Source organism: Marinobacterium sedimentorum, assembly GCF_024267675.1.
Lineage (GTDB): Bacteria > Pseudomonadota > Gammaproteobacteria > Pseudomonadales > Balneatricaceae > Marinobacterium_A > Marinobacterium_A sedimentorum.
This window is the reverse complement of record NZ_JALDYX010000014.1, coordinates 1-17,504: the sequence shown is the minus strand read 5'-3', so window position 1 is coordinate 17,504 and position 17,504 is coordinate 1. Positions and strand designations below refer to the sequence as shown.

Annotated in this window: 17 protein-coding genes; 16 read left to right on the top strand and 1 reads right to left on the bottom strand. The window is 57.5% G+C overall.

The features are described from left to right. Nucleotides 1–6: 6 nt before the first annotated feature. The 11 genes from MRS74_RS12980 (at nucleotide 7) to MRS74_RS12930 (ending at nucleotide 13,036) form a co-directional block, all read left to right on the top strand. Nucleotides 7–3,084, top strand: coding sequence for an error-prone DNA polymerase (locus MRS74_RS12980; protein ID WP_254580721.1), 3,078 nt, complete (start codon nucleotides 7–9; stop codon nucleotides 3,082–3,084). A 103-nt stretch (nucleotides 3,085–3,187) separates the two neighbouring features. After that, the gene (locus MRS74_RS12975; protein ID WP_254580720.1) at nucleotides 3,188–4,189 is read left to right on the top strand and encodes a patatin-like phospholipase family protein; all 1,002 of its coding nucleotides are present in this window, start codon (nucleotides 3,188–3,190) and stop codon (nucleotides 4,187–4,189) included. 120 nt (nucleotides 4,190–4,309) lie between these two features. Continuing rightward, on the top strand, nucleotides 4,310–5,044 hold the full coding sequence (locus tag MRS74_RS12970; protein WP_254580719.1) for a glutamine amidotransferase-related protein: 735 nt from the start codon (nucleotides 4,310–4,312) through the stop codon (nucleotides 5,042–5,044). Between the two features lie 260 nt (nucleotides 5,045–5,304). After that, nucleotides 5,305–6,051 (top strand): CDP-diacylglycerol--serine O-phosphatidyltransferase, encoded by a 747-nt coding sequence (gene pssA / locus MRS74_RS12965; protein WP_368671267.1) that lies wholly within the window; start codon nucleotides 5,305–5,307, stop codon nucleotides 6,049–6,051. A gap of 635 nt (nucleotides 6,052–6,686) precedes the next feature. Beyond that, nucleotides 6,687–7,694, top strand: a complete 1,008-nt coding sequence (gene msrP, locus MRS74_RS12960) for a protein-methionine-sulfoxide reductase catalytic subunit MsrP (RefSeq protein ID WP_254580717.1) — start codon at nucleotides 6,687–6,689, stop codon at nucleotides 7,692–7,694. After that, a complete protein-coding gene (msrQ, locus tag MRS74_RS12955) occupies nucleotides 7,685–8,308 on the top strand; it encodes a protein-methionine-sulfoxide reductase heme-binding subunit MsrQ (protein WP_254580716.1) in 624 nt (207 codons plus the stop codon). Before msrP ends, msrQ begins: the two co-directional genes overlap by 10 nt. A 212-nt stretch (nucleotides 8,309–8,520) precedes the next feature. Next, nucleotides 8,521–8,730 carry a DUF2970 domain-containing protein gene (locus MRS74_RS12950; protein ID WP_254580715.1) on the top strand — a complete coding sequence of 70 codons (210 nt, stop codon included), beginning with the start codon at nucleotides 8,521–8,523 and terminating at the stop codon, nucleotides 8,728–8,730. 120 nt (nucleotides 8,731–8,850) lie between these two features. After that, nucleotides 8,851–9,963, top strand: coding sequence for a cytochrome c oxidase subunit II (coxB, locus tag MRS74_RS12945; protein ID WP_254580714.1), 1,113 nt, complete (start codon nucleotides 8,851–8,853; stop codon nucleotides 9,961–9,963). Nucleotides 9,964–9,972: 9 nt separating this feature from the next. Next, nucleotides 9,973–11,562 (top strand): cytochrome c oxidase subunit I, encoded by a 1,590-nt coding sequence (gene ctaD / locus MRS74_RS12940; protein WP_254580713.1) that lies wholly within the window; start codon nucleotides 9,973–9,975, stop codon nucleotides 11,560–11,562. 17 nt (nucleotides 11,563–11,579) lie between these two features. Continuing rightward, nucleotides 11,580–12,155 (top strand): cytochrome c oxidase assembly protein, encoded by a 576-nt coding sequence (locus MRS74_RS12935; protein WP_254580712.1) that lies wholly within the window; start codon nucleotides 11,580–11,582, stop codon nucleotides 12,153–12,155. Beyond that, nucleotides 12,152–13,036 carry a cytochrome c oxidase subunit 3 gene (locus MRS74_RS12930; protein ID WP_254580711.1) on the top strand — a complete coding sequence of 295 codons (885 nt, stop codon included), beginning with the start codon at nucleotides 12,152–12,154 and terminating at the stop codon, nucleotides 13,034–13,036. The genes MRS74_RS12935 and MRS74_RS12930 overlap by 4 nt, the downstream gene beginning before the upstream one ends. Nucleotides 13,037–13,055: 19 nt before the next feature. On the opposite strand, the gene MRS74_RS12925 is transcribed toward MRS74_RS12930, so the two are convergent. Then, nucleotides 13,056–13,271, bottom strand: a complete 216-nt coding sequence (locus tag MRS74_RS12925) for a twin transmembrane helix small protein (RefSeq protein WP_254580710.1) — start codon at nucleotides 13,269–13,271, stop codon at nucleotides 13,056–13,058. A 25-nt stretch (nucleotides 13,272–13,296) separates the two neighbouring features. On the opposite strand from MRS74_RS12925, the gene MRS74_RS12920 reads away from it, so the two are divergent. The 5 genes from MRS74_RS12920 to MRS74_RS12900 all read left to right on the top strand — a co-directional run bounded on the left by MRS74_RS12920 (nucleotide 13,297) and on the right by MRS74_RS12900 (nucleotide 17,218). Then, on the top strand, nucleotides 13,297–14,022 hold the full coding sequence (locus tag MRS74_RS12920) for an SURF1 family protein (protein ID WP_254580709.1): 726 nt from the start codon (nucleotides 13,297–13,299) through the stop codon (nucleotides 14,020–14,022). Then, nucleotides 14,022–14,510: a redox-active disulfide-containing membrane protein gene (locus tag MRS74_RS12915; RefSeq protein WP_254580708.1), complete on the top strand. Its 489-nt coding sequence runs from the start codon at nucleotides 14,022–14,024 to the stop codon at nucleotides 14,508–14,510. The genes MRS74_RS12920 and MRS74_RS12915 overlap by 1 nt, the downstream gene beginning before the upstream one ends. Before the next feature lie 15 nt (nucleotides 14,511–14,525). After that, nucleotides 14,526–15,578, top strand: coding sequence for a COX15/CtaA family protein (locus MRS74_RS12910; RefSeq protein ID WP_254580707.1), 1,053 nt, complete (start codon nucleotides 14,526–14,528; stop codon nucleotides 15,576–15,578). Further along, on the top strand, nucleotides 15,556–16,464 hold the full coding sequence (gene cyoE / locus MRS74_RS12905) for a heme o synthase (RefSeq protein ID WP_254580706.1): 909 nt from the start codon (nucleotides 15,556–15,558) through the stop codon (nucleotides 16,462–16,464). The genes MRS74_RS12910 and cyoE overlap by 23 nt, the downstream gene beginning before the upstream one ends. Nucleotides 16,465–16,612: 148 nt before the next feature. Then, entirely contained in the window at nucleotides 16,613–17,218 is a 606-nt protein-coding gene (locus MRS74_RS12900; RefSeq protein WP_254580705.1) for a Yip1 family protein, read from the top strand. The last annotated feature ends 286 nt before the right edge of the window (nucleotides 17,219–17,504 follow it).

Sequence of the window (17,504 nt, the reverse complement as noted above, 5' to 3'; positions counted from 1 at the left end):
TGATATATGGGGTTTGATCCTGTGGTGCAGGAGTACGCCGAGCTGCACTGTTTGAGCTGCTTTAGCTTTCTGCGCGGCGCTTCCCATCCCGAAGAGCTGGTGCAACGGGCCAGTGAACTGGGCTACCGCGCACTGGCCCTGACCGATGAGTGTTCGGTGGCCGGTGTCGTGCGGGCCTGGGAGGCCTGCCGGGAAACTGGGCTGCAGCTGATCGTCGGCTCCGAATTTCGCCTGCAGGATGAGCGGGTGCTGCTGCTGGCGCAAAATCGACGGGGCTATGCACAGCTGTGTGAGTTGATCACCCGGGCGCGCCGGCGCGCGACCAAGGGGCAGTACCAGATCGAGTGGTCAGACTTTGGGCCGCAGCCGGACTGTCTGCTGCTGTATCGTCCGGGCGCGGATATGGCCCTGGCCGCCGAGCGAGGGGCTGAGCTGTCCGGGCGTTTTGTCGGGCGCTGCTGGGTACTGATCGAGCGGTTGCTGGTGGCGGAGGATGCTGCGCGCTACGGGCAACAGCAGGCACTGGCCCGGCAGATAGAGTTGCCAATGGTCTGTGCCAGTGCGGTACTGATGCACTTGCCTGGCCGGCAGCGATTGCAGGATGTGCTGACGTCCATACGTCTGGGTGTGCCTGTGAGTCAGGCCGGCTTTAGGTTGCAAGGCAACGCCGAGCGGCACCTGCGCTCCCTCAACAAGCTCAGGCGCCTGTACACAGCCGAAATGCGGGCTGAAACGCTGCGCATTGCCGAGCGCTGTCGCTTTGATCTGGGGGAGCTGCGCTATGAGTATCCGGCCGAGCTGGTGCCCAGCGGCAAAAATGCCGGCCAGTGGCTGGCTCAGCGGGTGGAGGAGGGCGCTGCACTGCGTTTCCCTGAGGGCATGCCGGCTGCCATCGCACGCCAGATCGAACATGAGCTGGCGCTTATCGCCGAGCTGCAATACGAACATTATTTTCTCACCATCGACGATATAGTCCGCTTTGCCCGTGACCAGGGCATTCTGTGTCAGGGGCGTGGCTCGGCGGCTAACTCGGTGGTGTGCTATTGCCTGCATATTACCGAGGTGGACCCGCGCCAGGTCAACATGCTGTTCGAGCGTTTTATCTCGCGGGAGCGGGCCGAACCGCCCGATATTGATGTCGATTTTGAACATGAGCGGCGTGAAGAGGTGATTCAGTACATCTATCGCCGTTATGGCCGGGAGCGGGCGGGGATTGCGGCTACGGTGATATGTTACCGCCGGCGCAGCGCATTGCGGGATGTCGGCAAGGCCCTGGGGCTGGATACCGCTTATCTGAACTGGTTGTGCAGCCGGCTGGATCAGCGTGCGGATTACCAGCAGTGGCTCGGGCAGCTGCGTAGATGCGGCGGCGCGGAACCTGGGCCGCAGTTTGAGTTTTTGCTGCAGCTGGTGGACGAAATCATCGGTTTTCCCCGTCATCTGTCGCAGCATGTCGGCGGCTTTGTCATTTCGGCAGGCCCGCTGTCGGAACTGGTGCCAGTGGAAAATGCTGCGATGAAAGACCGCAGCCTGATTCAGTGGAACAAGGACGATCTGGAAAGTCTTGGCTTGCTGAAAGTGGATGTGCTGGCGCTGGGGATGCTCAGCGCAGTGCGCAAGACGCTGGCGATGTTGTCGGCGCGGGATGGCAAGGAGCTGCGCATGCAGGACATTCCGCGGGAAGATCCACGGGTGTATGACATGCTCTCGCGGGCCCAGAGCATGGGCGTGTTCCAGGTGGAGTCCAGGGCGCAGATGAATATGCTGCCGCGGTTGCAGCCACGCTGTTACTACGATCTTGTCGTGCAGGTGGCCATAGTACGGCCAGGGCCTATTCAGGGGGATATGGTGCACCCCTACCTGAAGCGGCGCGCGGGCCTTGAGTCCGTGAGCTATCCCGGCGACGCCATACGTCAAGTGCTGGAGCGTACTCTGGGTGTGCCCATTTTTCAGGAGCAGGTGATCAGCCTGGCGGTGGTGGCCGCCGGATTTTCCGCCGGCGAAGCGGATCAGTTGCGTCGCGCCATGGCGGCCTGGCGGCGCAGCGGTACTATTGCCGTGTATCAGCAAAAGCTGCTGGCGGGGATGTTGGCGCGGGGTTACAGCGAAGAGTTTGCCCAGCGCATCTGTCGTCAGATTGAAGGCTTCGGGGAGTACGGTTTTCCCGAATCCCACGCCGCCAGCTTTGCCCTGCTGGTGTATGTGTCGGCCTGGCTCAAATGCCATGAGCCGGCGGCGTTCTGCTGTGGCTTGCTGAACAGTCAGCCCATGGGGTTCTATTCACCGGCACAGCTGGTGCAGGACGCCCGGCGACAGGGCGTGACTGTGCGCGGGGTGGACATTAATTGCAGTCTCTGGGACTCAGTGCTGGAGCCAGACGGGGCACTGCGCCTGGGATTGCGGATGATTAAACGACTGTCCCGCAAGGCCGCAGACACTGTGCTCCGGGGCCGGCAGGCAGGGCGCTTTGTTTCGGTCGCCGATGCCCAGGCGCGCATGCAACTGGATCGCGGCAGCTGGGATCTGCTGGCGGCGTCCGGTGCGCTGAATGCTGTGGTGCACCATCGTTACCAGGCGCGCTGGGAGCTGCTGGCTGAGGATCCTGCGCTGGCGCTGGGGGATGCCCGGGTAGCCGAAAGTGGTGCTGTGCAGCTTGATGCACCGGAGGAGAAGGCGGATCTGGAAGAGGACTTTCGCCATCTTGGGCTGACGTTGGGGCGCCATCCGATGGCACTGTTGCGTGAGAGGAATTCGCTCAGGGGCTGCCTGAGTGCGCAGCAGCTTGAGACCTGCAGGCCCGGGCAGCTGGTGCGGGTGGCAGGCATCGTCACCAACCGGCAGCGGCCGGGATCTGCCGCGGGGGTGACCTTTGTGACCCTTGAAGATGAAACCGGGCAGGTGAATCTGGTGGTCTGGCGCAATACTGCTGCAGCGCAGCGTCAGGCGCTGCTTGGAGCTCGGCTGTTGCAGGTGTCGGGAGTGCTGGAGCGCGAGGGGAATATTATTCATGTCGTTGCCGGGCGTTTGACCGATATTACCCCCTGCTGGCAGGCGCTGGCACTGCGTTCCCGGGATTTCCACTGAATCTGCTGCCACGTCTTACACTATTGTCACCGGGTATTCTTTTGACTTCGCCGCGTCTAGCTGTCAAGTTTGTGCAGTGCACAAATTTTAACCGGAGGCGGTTATGGGAGCGCGAAAGCTTAATCTTGCGTTGCAGGGCGGCGGTGCCCACGGGGCTTTTACCTGGGGTGTGCTGGATCGACTGCTGGAGGAGCCGAGGCTGCAATTTGATGGTGTCAGCGGCGCCAGCGCCGGAGCCATGAATGCGGTGATGCTGGCCAGCGGTCTGCAGCAGGGCGGTCATGCCGGTGCCCGCGAGATGCTGACGCGATTCTGGCACGAGGTCTCCCTGCATGCGCTACCGGAATTGCCGAAAGGCTTGCCTGCCGCGGGTATGGGCGAGTCGATGGCTGACTGGATGCAGATGTTGAGTTATTACCTGTCACCCTATGACCTCAACCCGCTGGACATAAACCCGCTGCGCTCCCTGGTTGAGCGGATTGTAGACTTCGAGCGCCTGCGGGCAGAATCGCCCATTCGGCTCTTTATTGCCGCGACCGATGTGCAAACCGGCAAGCTGCGGTTGTTTCGAGAGACTGAAATCAGTACGGATCATCTGTTGGCTTCAGCCTGCCTGCCGACGCTACACAAGGCCATCGAAGTTGACGGACGCAATTACTGGGATGGCGGTTTCAGTGGCAATCCGGCAATTTATCCCTTGGTTTTCGACTGTGTCAGCGATGATGTTCTGGTCATCCTGCTGCAGCCGCTGATGCGTGTCGGTACGCCCGTCAGTGCCTCCGCGATTCGCGAGCGCGTGGCCGAATTCGGCTTTCAAAGTACCTATCTGCGTGAGATGCGGGCCATCAGCTATATGCAGTTCGAGATTCGCAAGACTCCCTTTTCCCTGGGTGTCTTCGAGCGCAGGGTGCGCCGCCTGCGGTTGCATCTGATTGAATCCGATGAACTGCTGGCAAGTCTGGATCGGGCCAGCAAGTACGATACCCGACTACACTTTCTGGAAGCGCTGCGCGATCGCGGGCGGGCTCAGGCTGATCGTTGGCTGGTGCAGCATGGGCACTGCATCGGACGCTCGTCCAGCTGCGACCTGGGGCTCTTTCTGTAACCGCTTGCGCAGCGGGTTATGCAAACGTCTGGTGATTTCATCACTGGTTCCTGCAGACGGCGCCGCCCGTGCCAGGACATTCCCATGTAAGCGGCCATGCAATCGGCCATGGATGCACTCATGAAAAGAAGATCCGACCTGCGGCTGTTACTCATGCAAATCCGCACCGACGCCAAGGTGTGCGATGAAGAGCACCGCAGTTTCGCCAGTTACAGTGGCCTTGCGCCTGAACAGATCGATATTCTCAATGTTTTCCATACGCCGACCTTTTCCCCTGATGTCGCCGATGGCTACGACGCCCTGCTGGTGGGGGGGGCAAGCGAGGCCAATGTGCTGGAGCCTGCGCGCTATCCCTTTGTGCATCACTGTGAAACGCTGTTACGCCATGTGGTTACCACTTCGCTGCCAACCTTTGCATCCTGTTTTGGTTTTCAGCTTGCGGTGCTGGCGCTCGGTGGCCGGATTGAGCACAGGGAACAGGGTTTTGAAATGGGCACCCTGGCCATCCGTCTGGCCGAGGCGGCGCGGGAGGATCCGTTGCTGCACGACAGCCCCGACGGTTTCGCCGCCGTATCGGTACACCGGCAATACGCGGCCCAGGTACCGCCCGGTTGTGAGCGCCTGGCCTTTACTGAACAGTGCGTGCATGGGCTGCGGGTCAGCGGCAAGCCTTTCTGGGCCTTCCAGTTTCACCCGGAGGTGGACAGAGCCACGCTGGTGGAGCGGCTCACCCATTACCGGGATCATTATACCGAGGACGCAGCTCACCTGGAGCAGGTGCTGGCAACGGCGCAGGCGACTCCGGAGTCCAACGGCCTGATGCGAAAATTTGTCGACCGGATCTTGCTGCCGTAGTTGTCCTGGCGGCGCTTGAACCCGCAGGAGGCCGTCCGAGAATGCTGGCCGAAGCGAGAGCCGGCTGATTTGAGCCGGTTTTGGCGGTGTTTTAAGGCGAATAGTGGTTCTATTTAACGCAAAAAAGCACCAAAATCAGCCAAGCTCAGGTGGTTCGCAGTAGGTCGAGTGTTGTCGGACAGCCTCCTAACGGGGCGGTGACAGCAGGGAGGCGGCACCTGTAGAATGAGCCCAACTGAATCGACCACTGAAGAGAGATGATGACGGACGAACATGCTCCACCCTGTGACGACGAACAGCCTCCCCGTAGTCGGGGCATCTACCTGCTGCCAAACTTGTTCACAACGGGGGCCCTTTTTTCGGGTTTTTACGCAGTAATCGCTGGCATGAATGGTGATTTCGTCAATGCGGCCATCGCCATTTTTGTTGCCATGGTACTTGATGGACTCGACGGTCGCGTGGCCCGCATGACCAATACCAGCAGTCAGTTCGGCGCCGAATACGATTCGCTGTCGGATATGGTGTCCTTTGGCGTGGCGCCGGCGCTGGTGGCCTTCACCTGGGCACTGGACACCGTAGGCAAGATCGGCTGGTTTGCCGCATTCATCTACGTGGCCTGCGCGGCCCTGCGGCTGGCGCGCTTCAATACCCAGATCGGCTCGGTCGACAAAAAATACTTTATCGGCTTGCCCAGCCCTGCGGCGGCGGCGGCGGTGGCCGGTCTCGTCTGGGCCTGCTCGGAATTCGAGGTGGAGCCAGGGCCACTGGCCTATGTAGTTGCGGCTTTTGTGGCCTGCTGCGGTTTGCTGATGGTCAGCAACGTGCTGTATTACAGCTTCAAGGAAGTGGATTTCAAAGGCAAAGTACCCTTTATGATTCTGGCCGGTATTGTACTGGTGATAGGGGTTATCTCCATCAGTCCTGCGACCTTCCTGTGGCTGCTGTTCCTGCTGTACATGCTGTCCGGCCCGCTGCTGTGGCTGTGGCGCAAGCGCAAGGCACTCTGAGGAGGCTGTTTCGCTTTCTGGCGGCGTGATGATTGGCGGATCTCTGTGCTTTTAAAGCGATAAATCGGCAGGATTGCCGATTTACGCAATGCTAGTTGCCCACTGCCACCGAAACATCAGAGCGGCTCTTGTTCCCCCTTATGAAGCCGGCGAGCACTGAGGTCATGCGGTGAATTGGCCCGAAGGGGCGCAACAGGGACTGATGCGCCTGCGATGAGGTACATGGATGTGCCGTCAGCGCAGCCCGCCGAATGATCTCAGAGCACAGCGAATAGGCTTCTTCGGGGCGTGCTTTCTTTGGATACTTTCTTTGCACGAGCAAAGAAAGTATCGCGCCAGCATGGCGCAATATGCACTATCCAACCGCCTCGTCGCGCCCGACTTCACCGCAGCCAATAAACACAACGCCAGATTCGCCCGGAGACCGGGCTCCCACAATTACTCTGCTGCCCCGCCTGGTAATATGATCAAAACCAGCAAAGTATTACCCATGTCATTGAACTGAGCTGTTAGTGCGCCGTTCTATTTAACGCAATTTCAGGGAAGGTTCAGCCAGGGGTTCTAGGCTCAGGGCTAACTTAGCGCAGTGCCCGCCGGGCCCGGCCATTTGCTGAATTTCACGCAGGAAACGGAACATGCTGATTAAAAGAAGATCCCCGATCAAATCGTCCGAAATCACGCCAGAATCTGTATACGTGAATCGGCGTCGTTTTCTGCAGGGCCTGGCCGGGACCACGGCGCTGGCATTAACCGAGGGGGCCTCGGCGATACCGGCCTACAGCCTGGACAAGGATCAGCCGCAGTATCCCGGGCCCGACTGGCTGCAGGGCGCACTGCGTGACAGTGTCCGCAATGAGGCTTTTTCCAGCGACGAAAAACCCGCGCCGTACGGCAATATCATTACCCACAACAATTTCTATGAATTCGGGCTCGGCAAGCAGGATCCGTCGCGCAAGGCGCAGGGATTCAAAACCGATCCCTGGAAGGTCGAGATTGCCGGTGAGGTCAACAAACCGGGTGTTTACAACCTCGAAGATCTGCTCAGGCCCCACGCGCTGGAAGAGCGTATTTATCGACTGCGTTGCGTTGAAGCATGGTCCATGGTCATTCCCTGGATGGGCTTTCCGCTGGGCGATCTGCTCAAGCGTTTTGAGCCCACGTCCAAAGCCAAATATGTCGAATTCACTACATTGCAGGATCCTGAACAGATGCCCGGGCAGCGGTCGTTCTTCTCGACTCTGGCCTGGCCTTATGTAGAAGGCCTGCGCATGGATGAAGCCATGCATCCGCTCACGCTGCTGGCGGTGGGGCTGTACGGCAATGCTCTGCCGCCGCAAAACGGCGCACCCTTTCGGCTGGTGGTGCCATGGAAATACGGCTTCAAGAGCATCAAGTCGATCGTCAAGATTCGCCTGGTGGAAGACATGCCGGGTACATCCTGGAATCGCACTGCCTCGGGTGAATATGGCTTCTACGCCAATGTGAATCCGGCTGTTGACCACCCGCGCTGGAGTCAGGCAACTGAGCGGCGCCTGCCCTCATCACTGTTTTCTCCCAATATCATCGACACTCAGCCTTTTAACGGCTATGCCGACGAAGTTGCCGGTCTGTACAGCGGCATGGATCTACAGCAATGGTTCTGACAGGCATCAGGGCTACTGCCCTGAAACCCTATGTACTCTGGTGGCTGGTGTTTCTGCTGCCGTTGCTGCCGCTGGCATGGCTGTTCGAGCAGGCATGGAGTATGAATCTGGGGGCTGATCCAGCCCAGGCGATCGTCAAGTTCACCGGGCTCTGGACGCTGCGCCTGCTGTGGATAACTCTGGCGGTGACGCCGCTGCGACGGATCTTTCACTGGGGCTGGCTGCAGCGCTACCGTCGCATGCTGGGCCTTTACACGCTCTTCTATGCCATGGTGCACCTGCTTGCCTTCGCCACCTTTATTCTGGGTTGGCGCCCGGATCTGCTGCTGCGTGAACTGAGTGAACGGCCCTATATAGTGGTGGGCTCGCTGGCCTTTTTGCTGCTGATCCCGCTGGGTATTACTTCAACCCGTGGCATGCAGCGTCGCCTGGGTGCGCGCTGGGTCAAACTGCACCGCCTGGTGTATGTGATCGCCTTGCTGGCCATGGTGCATTTTATCTGGCAGATTCGTAGTTCTTTTGGAGATCAGTTGCTTTATGGCGTAATCCTGGCCGCATTGCTGGGCTATCGTATCTGGATGCGACGCAATTCCTTAAAGCGAAAAAGCCGCTGAGGTAATCTCCGCGGCCTGTTCCTGGCGGCTCAATCCTTGATAGCCGCCTGTTTTTCCTCTTTTCATTTCCTCCCGTTTTCGCTCTCCTTTAAAGGCATGCCGTGGTCTGATTCAGGTTATACACAGTCATGGCAAGCCTGCGGCGGCTCACAAGTCGGCGGGCTTCGGCTATACCTTTAGCATCCATTACTGATGTAAAAGGGAGGCGCCAAATGTCGAATCCTAAAAAAAACGGGCTGCTCAAGGCTGCATTCAGTGCGCTGGCCGCGATGTTTGGCGTCCAGTCGGAACGTAACCGACAAGAAGATTTTTCGTCTGGCTCGCCACTGCGCTATCTGCTGACGGGCGTGCTGATGGTGGCATTATTTGTAGCCAGCGTTATTTTGCTGGTGCGTTTGGCCCTTATGCTGGCAGGGGGTTGATCCAACCTTGCATTCCCGGGCTGGCTGCTATACTCACTCTTAACCAAGTGATCTGGTAGGGAAAATTCCGCATCACTGCAACACTTGGGCGGTTCTGCGGAGCTTGTGAGAGGCCCTGAAATGATAAAAAGAGTCTGGCTCCTGCCATGGATAGGATCGCTTGTTTCCCTGCCGGCTGCGGCCGCCTGGGATGTCAATATCACGCCGGGGGCAACTGCTATCTCGCGTGAAGTTTACGATCTGCACATGACTATTTTTTGGATTTGCGTCGCCATTGGAGTGGTGGTATTCGGCGTGATGTTCTGGTCCATCATTCATCATCGTAAGTCCCGTGGTGCCGAGGCACGCAATTTTCATGAGAACACAGCGGTTGAAATACTCTGGACGCTGATTCCCTTCGTCATCCTGATTGCCATGGCAATACCTGCCACTGCGACCCTGATAAAAATGTACGACAACACCGATGCAGATATTGATATTCAGGTAACCGGATATCAGTGGAAGTGGCGTTATCAGTACCTGGGACAGGACATCGACTTCTTCTCCTCGCTGACCACACCAAACGAGCAAATAGACAACGAGGCTCCAAAGGGCGAAAACTACCTGCTGGAAGTGGATCATCCGCTGGTCTTGCCGGTGGGCAAGAAAATACGCTTTTTGTTTACTGCCAACGATGTGATCCATTCCTGGTGGGTACCGGATCTGGCCGTTAAAAAAGACGCCATTCCTGGCTTTATCAACGAGTCCTGGGCGATTCCCGAGGAATCCGGCATCTATCGGGGCCAGTGCACGGAACTGTGCGGCCGCGGGCATGGTTTCATGCCCATAGTGGTTGAAGTCAAACCCCAGGCGGAATTCGAGCAGTGGCTGGCCGATACTCGGGAAGCTACGGTGGCGCAGGCAGCATCGGCCACCGAGGAATGGAGTCTCGAACAGCTGATTGAACACGGCGAACAGGTCTACAACACCACTTGTGCCGCCTGTCACCAGGCGACCGGACAGGGTATCCCCGGGGCCTTCCCGGCACTGGCGGGCAGCCCGGTCGCACTTGGCGATATCGACGCCCATATCAATATCGTTTTGCACGGCAAGGCGGGCACCGCAATGCAGGCCTTCGGGGCCCAGCTGAATGCTGTCGATCTGGCAGCGGTTATCACCTATGAGCGTAATGCCTGGGGCAATGATACTGGTGACAGTGTCAGTCCGCAGCGAATTACCGAACTGCAGCAGTAGGAGGGGATCATGGACACTACGCTCAGTCAGACTGTGGGAACTACCGATCACGGACATGGCCCTGCCAAGGGGTTGGGACGCTGGTTTTTTACCACCAATCACAAGGACATAGGAACGCTATATCTGTGGTTTAGCCTGTTGATGTTCCTGACGGGGGGGTGCATGGCGCTGATGATACGCGCTGAGCTGTTTCAGCCGGGCCTGCAATTGGTGCGGCCGGAATTCTTTAATCAGATGACCACCATGCATGGCCTTATTATGGTCTTCGGTGCGGTCATGCCGGCCTTTGTTGGCCTGGCCAACTGGATGGTGCCCATGATGGTTGGTGCTCCGGACATGGCCTTGCCGCGTATGAATAACTGGAGCTTCTGGATACTTCCTTTTGCCTTCTCGCTGATGCTGTCGACCCTCTTTATGGAAGGTGGCGGGCCGAATTTTGGCTGGACATTCTACGCGCCACTCTCTACTACCTATGCCCCGCCGAGCGTGACCTTCTTTATCTTCGCGGTTCACATGATGGGGGTCAGTTCAATTATGGGGGCGATTAACATCATCGCGACCATCCTGAATCTGCGTGCCCCCGGCATGACCATGATGAAACTGCCGCTGTTTGTCTGGACCTGGCTGATCACCGCCTTCCTGTTAATAGCCGTGATGCCTGTACTGGCCGGTGTTGTCACCATGATGCTGATGGACATTCATTTTGGCACCAGTTTCTTCAATGCCGCCGGCGGGGGAGATCCGGTACTGTTCCAGCATGTATTCTGGTTTTTTGGCCATCCCGAGGTCTATATCATGATTTTGCCGGCCTTCGGCATTGTCAGCGAGATCATACCGACCTTTGCCCGCAAACGGCTTTTCGGCTATGCCTCCATGGTGTACGCCACCTCGTCGATTGCGTTGCTGTCATTCCTGGTCTGGGCGCATCACATGTTTGCCGTTGGCATGCCGCTGGCCGGTGAGCTGTTCTTCATGTTTGCCACCATGCTGATTGCGGTACCCACCGGCGTAAAAGTATTCAACTGGGTGGCGACCATGTACCACGGTTCCATGACCTTTGAAACGCCCATGCTGTTCGCGCTGTCCTTTGTGGTGCTGTTTACCATCGGCGGCTTCTCAGGCCTTATGCTGGCGATCGCACCGGCAGATTTCCAGTATCACGATACCTATTTTGTGGTCGCGCATTTCCATTATGTACTGGTGCCTGGGGCCATTTTCTCCATCATGGCAGGGGCTTATTACTGGCTGCCCAAATGGACAGGGCACATGTACAACGAAAGCCTCGGCAAGGCACATTTCTGGCTCAGCTTCGTTGGCGTGAATATCACCTTTTTCCCGATGCATTTTCTTGGCCTGGCGGGCATGCCCCGGCGCATTCCGGATTACGCGCTGCAGTTTGCCGACTTTAACGCGGTGGCCAGCACTGGAGCCTTTATCTTTGGCCTGTCTCAGTTGTTGTTTGTTTACAACATCATCAGCTGTATCCGGGGTGGCGAGCGGGCGACTGATCAGGTGTGGGAGGGATCCCATGGACTTGAATGGACGCTGCCATCACCGGTGCCTTATCACACCTTTTCACAGCCGCCGGTGATTAAGTAACGGCGGGAGGTTGGCCGATGGATGCACTGCAGCGCAAGAACAGGCGGCTGATACTGCAGCTGGTGCTTGGCGGGCTCTTAATGTTTGGCTTTGGCTTTGCACTGGTGCCGCTCTACGACGTTTTCTGTCGTATTACCGGGCTCAACGGCAAGATTACCAATACAGGCCCGGTTGCGGTGGAAGAGGCGGATAGCAGCCGAGATATACGGGTGCAGTTCATCGGTGTAAATAATGAGGCGATGCCATGGGAGTTTCGGCCACTGCTGAATACGGTGTCGGTGAACCCGGGGGAAATGCGACAGATGGCTTTCTTTGCCCGTAATCCGACCGCGCGGCGTATGGTGGCCCAGGCGATTCCATCGGTTACGCCATCGGAAGCCGCCCAGTATCTGCATAAGGTGAGTTGCTTCTGCTTTGATCAGCAGGCGCTTGAGGCGGATGAGCGCATGGAAATGCCGTTGCTGTTTGTGATCGACAAAAAGCTGCCTCCCGATATTCATACCATCACGCTTTCATACACCCTGTTCGATATCACACCTGTTCTGCCAGTTGCGCAGATAAAAACCGCTGACATACAGAGGTCGCCGCTATGAGTTCTGCTGCGTATTACGTACCGAATCAAAGCCGCTGGCCGATACTGGCCTCCATCTCATTGTTCCTGATGGCCGTCGGTGCCGGAAATCTGATCAACGCCCTCAGTGCCGATGTTCCCGTGGGTGCCTGGGGCTGGCTGCTGGCGGTGGGCGCACTGTTGTTACTGTCGATCCTGTTTGCCTGGTTTCGCAACGTGATCAACGAAAGCATGTCCGGGCTTTATAACGAGCAAATGGATCGGTCGTATCGCTGGGGCATGAGCTGGTTTATCTTTTCGGAGGTGATGTTCTTCGCGGCTTTTTTCGGCACCCTGTTCTATATCCGCAATTTGGCGGTGCCCTGGCTGGGGGGCGAAGGCGAAAAGGGAGTCTCTCACATGCTGTGGGAGGGCTTTCAGGCTCAATGGCCCTTAATGTCGACGCCGGATATGCAAACCTTTCCCGGGCCGCAGCAGGTGATAGATCCCTGGCATCTGCCACTGATCAATACAATATTGCTGGTGTCTTCAAGTTTCACCGTGACCCTGGCGCACAAGGCGCTGAAGGTTGGCGAGCGCAGCCGTATTGTGCTCTGGCTGGCGATCACTGTACTGCTCGGATCAGGTTTTCTGGTGTTCCAGGCCTATGAATATTTAGAGGCCTACCACGAACTTGGCCTGACGCTGCACGCCGGCGTCTATGGCGCAACCTTCTTTATTCTTACAGGCTTTCATGGTCTTCACGTCACCCTGGGCAGCCTGATGCTGATCATCATCTGGCTACGGGTGTTGCGAGGGCACTTTGATGCGGACAACCACTTCGGGTTTGAAGCTGTCACCTGGTACTGGCACTTCGTGGACGTGGTCTGGGTTGGTCTCTTTCTGTTCGTCTACATTCTCTGATTTATCAGCAGTCGGGCCCTCAGCGATTAAGCCAGGGGGTATGACTGCCGAGCTCTCCGGTATAAAAACCGTAGATCAGTACCAGTAGCAGCAGCACGCTGAAACCTACCCGCAGGAATAGCGAGTTGACGGTTCGGTTGGAGCGCCCCCGGTCCGTTAGCAGGAAGTAGAGGCCGCAGAAGAGGCTGACAAGGATTGCGATAAACAGGACGGCGATCAGAGGCTTGAGTAGCATTCAGGTTATCCGCAAAGAGTAAGCCATGAGTAAAGGCGACAGACGATCAGGTTTCAAGTGGCTTTTGATACTCAGTGCAGTATTGCTCCTGCCACTGCTGCTGTATCTGGGCAGCTGGCAGTTGGATCGTGCAGCAGAAAAGGAGCAGCTGCTCCATGCCTGGAATGATGACAGCGTTCTAGTCACAAATCTGTCGCAGCTGCATGACCTGGGCGATAGAAGCCTGATGCAGGCACGGCTGGAGGGCGAATTGCTGCCAGGGCAGTGGCTGCTGCTGGATAACCGCACCCGTGGCGGACAGGTGGGCTACGAACTGATTGGCTTGCTGCAAACGCCGCAAGGTTCAGCTCTCCTGCCGGTCAATCTTGGCTGGCTACAGGCCTCTCCCGATCGATCCCGACTCCCGGTCATAGCCTTGCCCGAATTGCCAGAGTCCTTTTCCGGGCGCATGCACCGTATAGAGCCTGCTTTTGTGCTGGCGCAAGATGCCTGGTCTCAAGGCTGGCCGCTCAGGGTTCAGACACTGGATGTTGATCGATTAGAGTCTGTTATGCAGCGACCGGTGCTGCCCTGGGTTCTGGAGGTGGTGGAGCCTGTGGATAAGCGTCTGACGACAGACTGGCCACTGGCTTCATTAAAACCTGAACGGCATTTGGGCTATGCGGTGCAGTGGTTCGCGATGGCTATTGCCCTGTTCATTTTGCTGCTTTGGCAGTGGCGCAATAGGTTAAGCAAGGGAGTGAATGATTGATGCGTAAAGGCACGTTCTGGTGGGTTTTTGTTGTGGCAGCAGGGCCTATGCTGCTGGCCATGTTCATGTATTTTACCGGTGTCGGTATTCCAGTCGGGCGTACCCATCACGGAGAGCTTATCGCCGACGGACGTTCGGTAAATGACTGGTCGCTGGCAACGGCATCTGGGGAGCCATGGCAGATGAGCGAGCACTGGCAGTTAATGCTCACTCAACCGCCAGGCTGCACAGACTGTAGGGACTGGGTAGACAAGATGCCCAATCTGCATAAGGCGCTGGGCAAAGAACGGGATCGGGTCGAGTGGCATCAGGTGCTGCCGACCCCTGACGGCGTTGGCCTTGTGAGCGAGGATATTTCACAGCTGGGTGCGGCCGTATGGGTGGTCGACCCGCTGGGAAACCTGGTGCTGCGATACGACCTGACGCAGGAGCCGCAGGCCGTGCTGGATGACCTGCGCAAGTTACTCAAACTCTCCAAACTGGGCTGACGCTGGAGGCTGATGATGCCGCAACGCTCCGCATCCGTTTTACTGGTTAATCTCGCCGTGATGCTTGCCTTGCTGGTGGTGATGCTGGGAGGCTGGACCCGCATTAACGATGCTGGTCTTGGCTGTCCGGACTGGCCCGGTTGCTACGGTCATATAGTGCTGCCAGGGTCTGAACAGGCGCTGGCCCAGGCTCAGATGCTGTATCCGGATCAGCCGCTGGTGGCGGGCAAGGGATGGCTGGAAATGGTCCACCGCTACGCCGCCAGTAGCCTTGGGCTGCTGGTGCTGCTTCTGGCCTGGCTGGGCTGGAAGCGTCGAGCCGATGCCGGTTATCCCGCTGGGCTCGGTATCGCGCTGTTGGTCCTGGTCTGTATACAGGGGGCCTTCGGAATGTGGACGGTGACACTGAAGCTGCTGCCTCTGGTCGTAACACTGCATCTGCTTGGGGGGCTCGCTACTCTGTCACTGCTGGTTCTGTTGCGCTTTTGCATCTTGCGCTGGCACCGGGCTGCGCAACGGCAAGATGTGTCGCAGACTGGAGCGCTGCGCAGGCGGCAAGGTAAAGGCTGGATCACGCTTGCGACCGCTGTGCTCTTTGGGCAGATTGCACTGGGTGGCTGGACGAGTGCCAATTACGCCGGCTGGGCCTGTACCGACTGGCTGCAGTGCGAACAGGGTGGCGCTCTGTCGCTGGATTTTGCGGCCGGTTTTACGCCTGCGCTCGAGACGGGGCCCAACTATCAGGGCGGGCATATGCCGCGAGAGGCTCGCGCGGCAGTGCAGATGACACACCGGGCGGGGGCTGTGGCGGTGCTGATTCTGATTGCGCTTATGATCTGGCGTTTGGGCAGAGCCGGTTGGCCCAGGCCCGCCCTGGTGACGGTCGCTTTACTCGTTGTCGTCCAGATTGGTCTGGGTATCGCAAATATCATCTATGCTGTTCCTATCCCGCTGGCAATGGCACATCACGGTGGCGCTGTAGTTCTGCTACTCAGCTTGGTGTGGCTATCCCAGCAGGATCTCGTTGTTGACAAGGAGACTGTCTATGCCTGTGCGCAAAGCTGTTGAGACTGCCCATGCTCATGTGACTTGGCGGGATTATCTGGAACTGTGCAAACCCCGTGTAGTGGCGGTGATGCTGCTGACGGTACTGGTTGGCATGGGGCTGGCCCGACCTGAACTTCCCTCCCTTGGGCTAATAATTGTGACTCTGCTGGGGGTCGCGATGGCGGCGGGCTCGGCTGCCGCCGTTAACCATGTGATGGATCGGCATATAGATGAAAACATGGCCCGTACCCGCGGGCGTCCGTTGCCAAGCGGGAAAATGAGCGCACAGCAGGCACTGCTGTTCGCCGCCAGCATGGGTACTTTGGGTATCGGTGTGCTAGCGCTCTGGGTCAATCCACTGACGGCCTGGCTCACACTGTTATCACTGATAGGCTATGCGTTTATCTATACGATGTTTCTGAAGCGGGCGACACCGCAGAATATCGTCATCGGGGGTGTCGCGGGTGCTGCGCCGCCGCTGCTGGGCTGGACTGCCGTATCCGGCGTAATGGAACCCAATGGATTGCTGCTGGTACTGATTATTTTTGCCTGGACGCCGCCGCATTTCTGGGCGTTGTGCATTGCGCGCAAGGAGGATTACATCAAGGCAGGTATCCCGATGCTGCCGGTGACCCACGGCGATAGCTTCACCCGACTGCAGATCATGCTCTACACGCTGCTGATGATTTCGACCACGGCGCTGCCTTTCCTCACCGGCATGAGTGGACTGCTGTATCTGGCGGGCATATCGCTGCTTAACCTGCGCTTTTTGCAATGGGCGTGGCGGGTCATGCGCGCCGGTGAAAATCGTCAGATCCCCATGCAGATGTTTCGCTACAGCATCAGTTACATCATGATGCTGTTTGCGTTATTGCTGGTGGATCATTACGTCGCATTCCCGCTTTAAAATACTGTCACAAAGTATTGAAGGAGGATCTACACTGTCAGTGGGTTTGCAAAAGGGTGCTTCAAGATTGGCTTGATGTTCACCTGCATGAGAATAGCCCCAGATGTCAGGGAAGGATGTTCCGGGCTAAGAAGAGGGAGAGTGCCATATGTTCCTGCAACACATGATGGGTATGTTGTATCACCCCAAAGAAGAATGGGGCTCGATACGCAAGGAGCACTACACAACACTGCACGTCTTTTTATCACAGATAAGTATTCTGGCGGCCATCCCCGCGGTGTCTCTGTTCATCGGTACCACACAGGTGGGCTGGAGCATTGCTGGCGGCCACTATGTCAAACTTGAAGCTTCCAGTGCATTGCCAGTGGCGATCGCATTCTATTTTGCCATGTGGGTTGCTGTTGGCGTTATCGCCTATGCGGTACATTGGATGGAGAAAACCTATGGCGGTAATGTAACGATGGACGAGTGTATCGTTCTGACGACATTCACTGCGACTCCCTTGTTCCTTTCCGGCCTCGCAGGGCTGTACCCCATGCTCTGGTTCAATGTCATCATTGGCATGATAGCGCTGAGCTATACCGTATATCTGCTGTACACAGGTGTGCCTGTGATCATGCAGATACCGGAAGACCGCGCTTTCTTCTTTTCGTCCTCGATTCTTACGGTCGGACTCTGTGTGCTGGTGGGTGTGTTGGCCGCCTCGGCCATTCTGTGGGGAACCTATATCCCGCTCAGCTATACCTCTGGTTAGTCATGCAGAAAGCCCCATAAAGCAAAAGGCGCCTGATTCAGGCGCCTTTTGCTTTATGGGGCTTTCAGTCCTGGTTTCCTGGTTCTGTGTTTGCGGCGCGGGGCGGTTTTGCTGGTGGCTTTGCCGCGGATGGAACCGGGTTTTGGTTAACCGCTGTATGTCCGTTGATCCATATTGCGCCCGGCGCCCGGGTTTTCGGCTTCGAAACGCCCTTTTTTGACTTTATTGCAGTTAATTTCAAAAGGGCTGTTGACTCTGATCGGGGGCGCTGTAGAATGCGCACCTC

Coding starts and splice junctions, on each gene's coding strand:
- MRS74_RS12980 (WP_254580721.1), top strand. CDS start 7: ATGGGGTTTGATCCTGTGGTGCAGGAGTACGCCGAGCTGCACTGTTTG.
- MRS74_RS12975 (WP_254580720.1), top strand. CDS start 3,188: ATGGGAGCGCGAAAGCTTAATCTTGCGTTGCAGGGCGGCGGTGCCCAC.
- MRS74_RS12970 (WP_254580719.1), top strand. CDS start 4,310: ATGAAAAGAAGATCCGACCTGCGGCTGTTACTCATGCAAATCCGCACC.
- pssA (WP_368671267.1), top strand. CDS start 5,305: ATGACGGACGAACATGCTCCACCCTGTGACGACGAACAGCCTCCCCGT.
- msrP (WP_254580717.1), top strand. CDS start 6,687: ATGCTGATTAAAAGAAGATCCCCGATCAAATCGTCCGAAATCACGCCA.
- msrQ (WP_254580716.1), top strand. CDS start 7,685: ATGGTTCTGACAGGCATCAGGGCTACTGCCCTGAAACCCTATGTACTC.
- MRS74_RS12950 (WP_254580715.1), top strand. CDS start 8,521: ATGTCGAATCCTAAAAAAAACGGGCTGCTCAAGGCTGCATTCAGTGCG.
- coxB (WP_254580714.1), top strand. CDS start 8,851: ATGATAAAAAGAGTCTGGCTCCTGCCATGGATAGGATCGCTTGTTTCC.
- ctaD (WP_254580713.1), top strand. CDS start 9,973: ATGGACACTACGCTCAGTCAGACTGTGGGAACTACCGATCACGGACAT.
- MRS74_RS12935 (WP_254580712.1), top strand. CDS start 11,580: ATGGATGCACTGCAGCGCAAGAACAGGCGGCTGATACTGCAGCTGGTG.
- MRS74_RS12930 (WP_254580711.1), top strand. CDS start 12,152: ATGAGTTCTGCTGCGTATTACGTACCGAATCAAAGCCGCTGGCCGATA.
- MRS74_RS12925 (WP_254580710.1), bottom strand. CDS start 13,271: ATGCTACTCAAGCCTCTGATCGCCGTCCTGTTTATCGCAATCCTTGTC.
- MRS74_RS12920 (WP_254580709.1), top strand. CDS start 13,297: ATGAGTAAAGGCGACAGACGATCAGGTTTCAAGTGGCTTTTGATACTC.
- MRS74_RS12915 (WP_254580708.1), top strand. CDS start 14,022: ATGCGTAAAGGCACGTTCTGGTGGGTTTTTGTTGTGGCAGCAGGGCCT.
- MRS74_RS12910 (WP_254580707.1), top strand. CDS start 14,526: ATGCCGCAACGCTCCGCATCCGTTTTACTGGTTAATCTCGCCGTGATG.
- cyoE (WP_254580706.1), top strand. CDS start 15,556: ATGCCTGTGCGCAAAGCTGTTGAGACTGCCCATGCTCATGTGACTTGG.
- MRS74_RS12900 (WP_254580705.1), top strand. CDS start 16,613: ATGTTCCTGCAACACATGATGGGTATGTTGTATCACCCCAAAGAAGAA.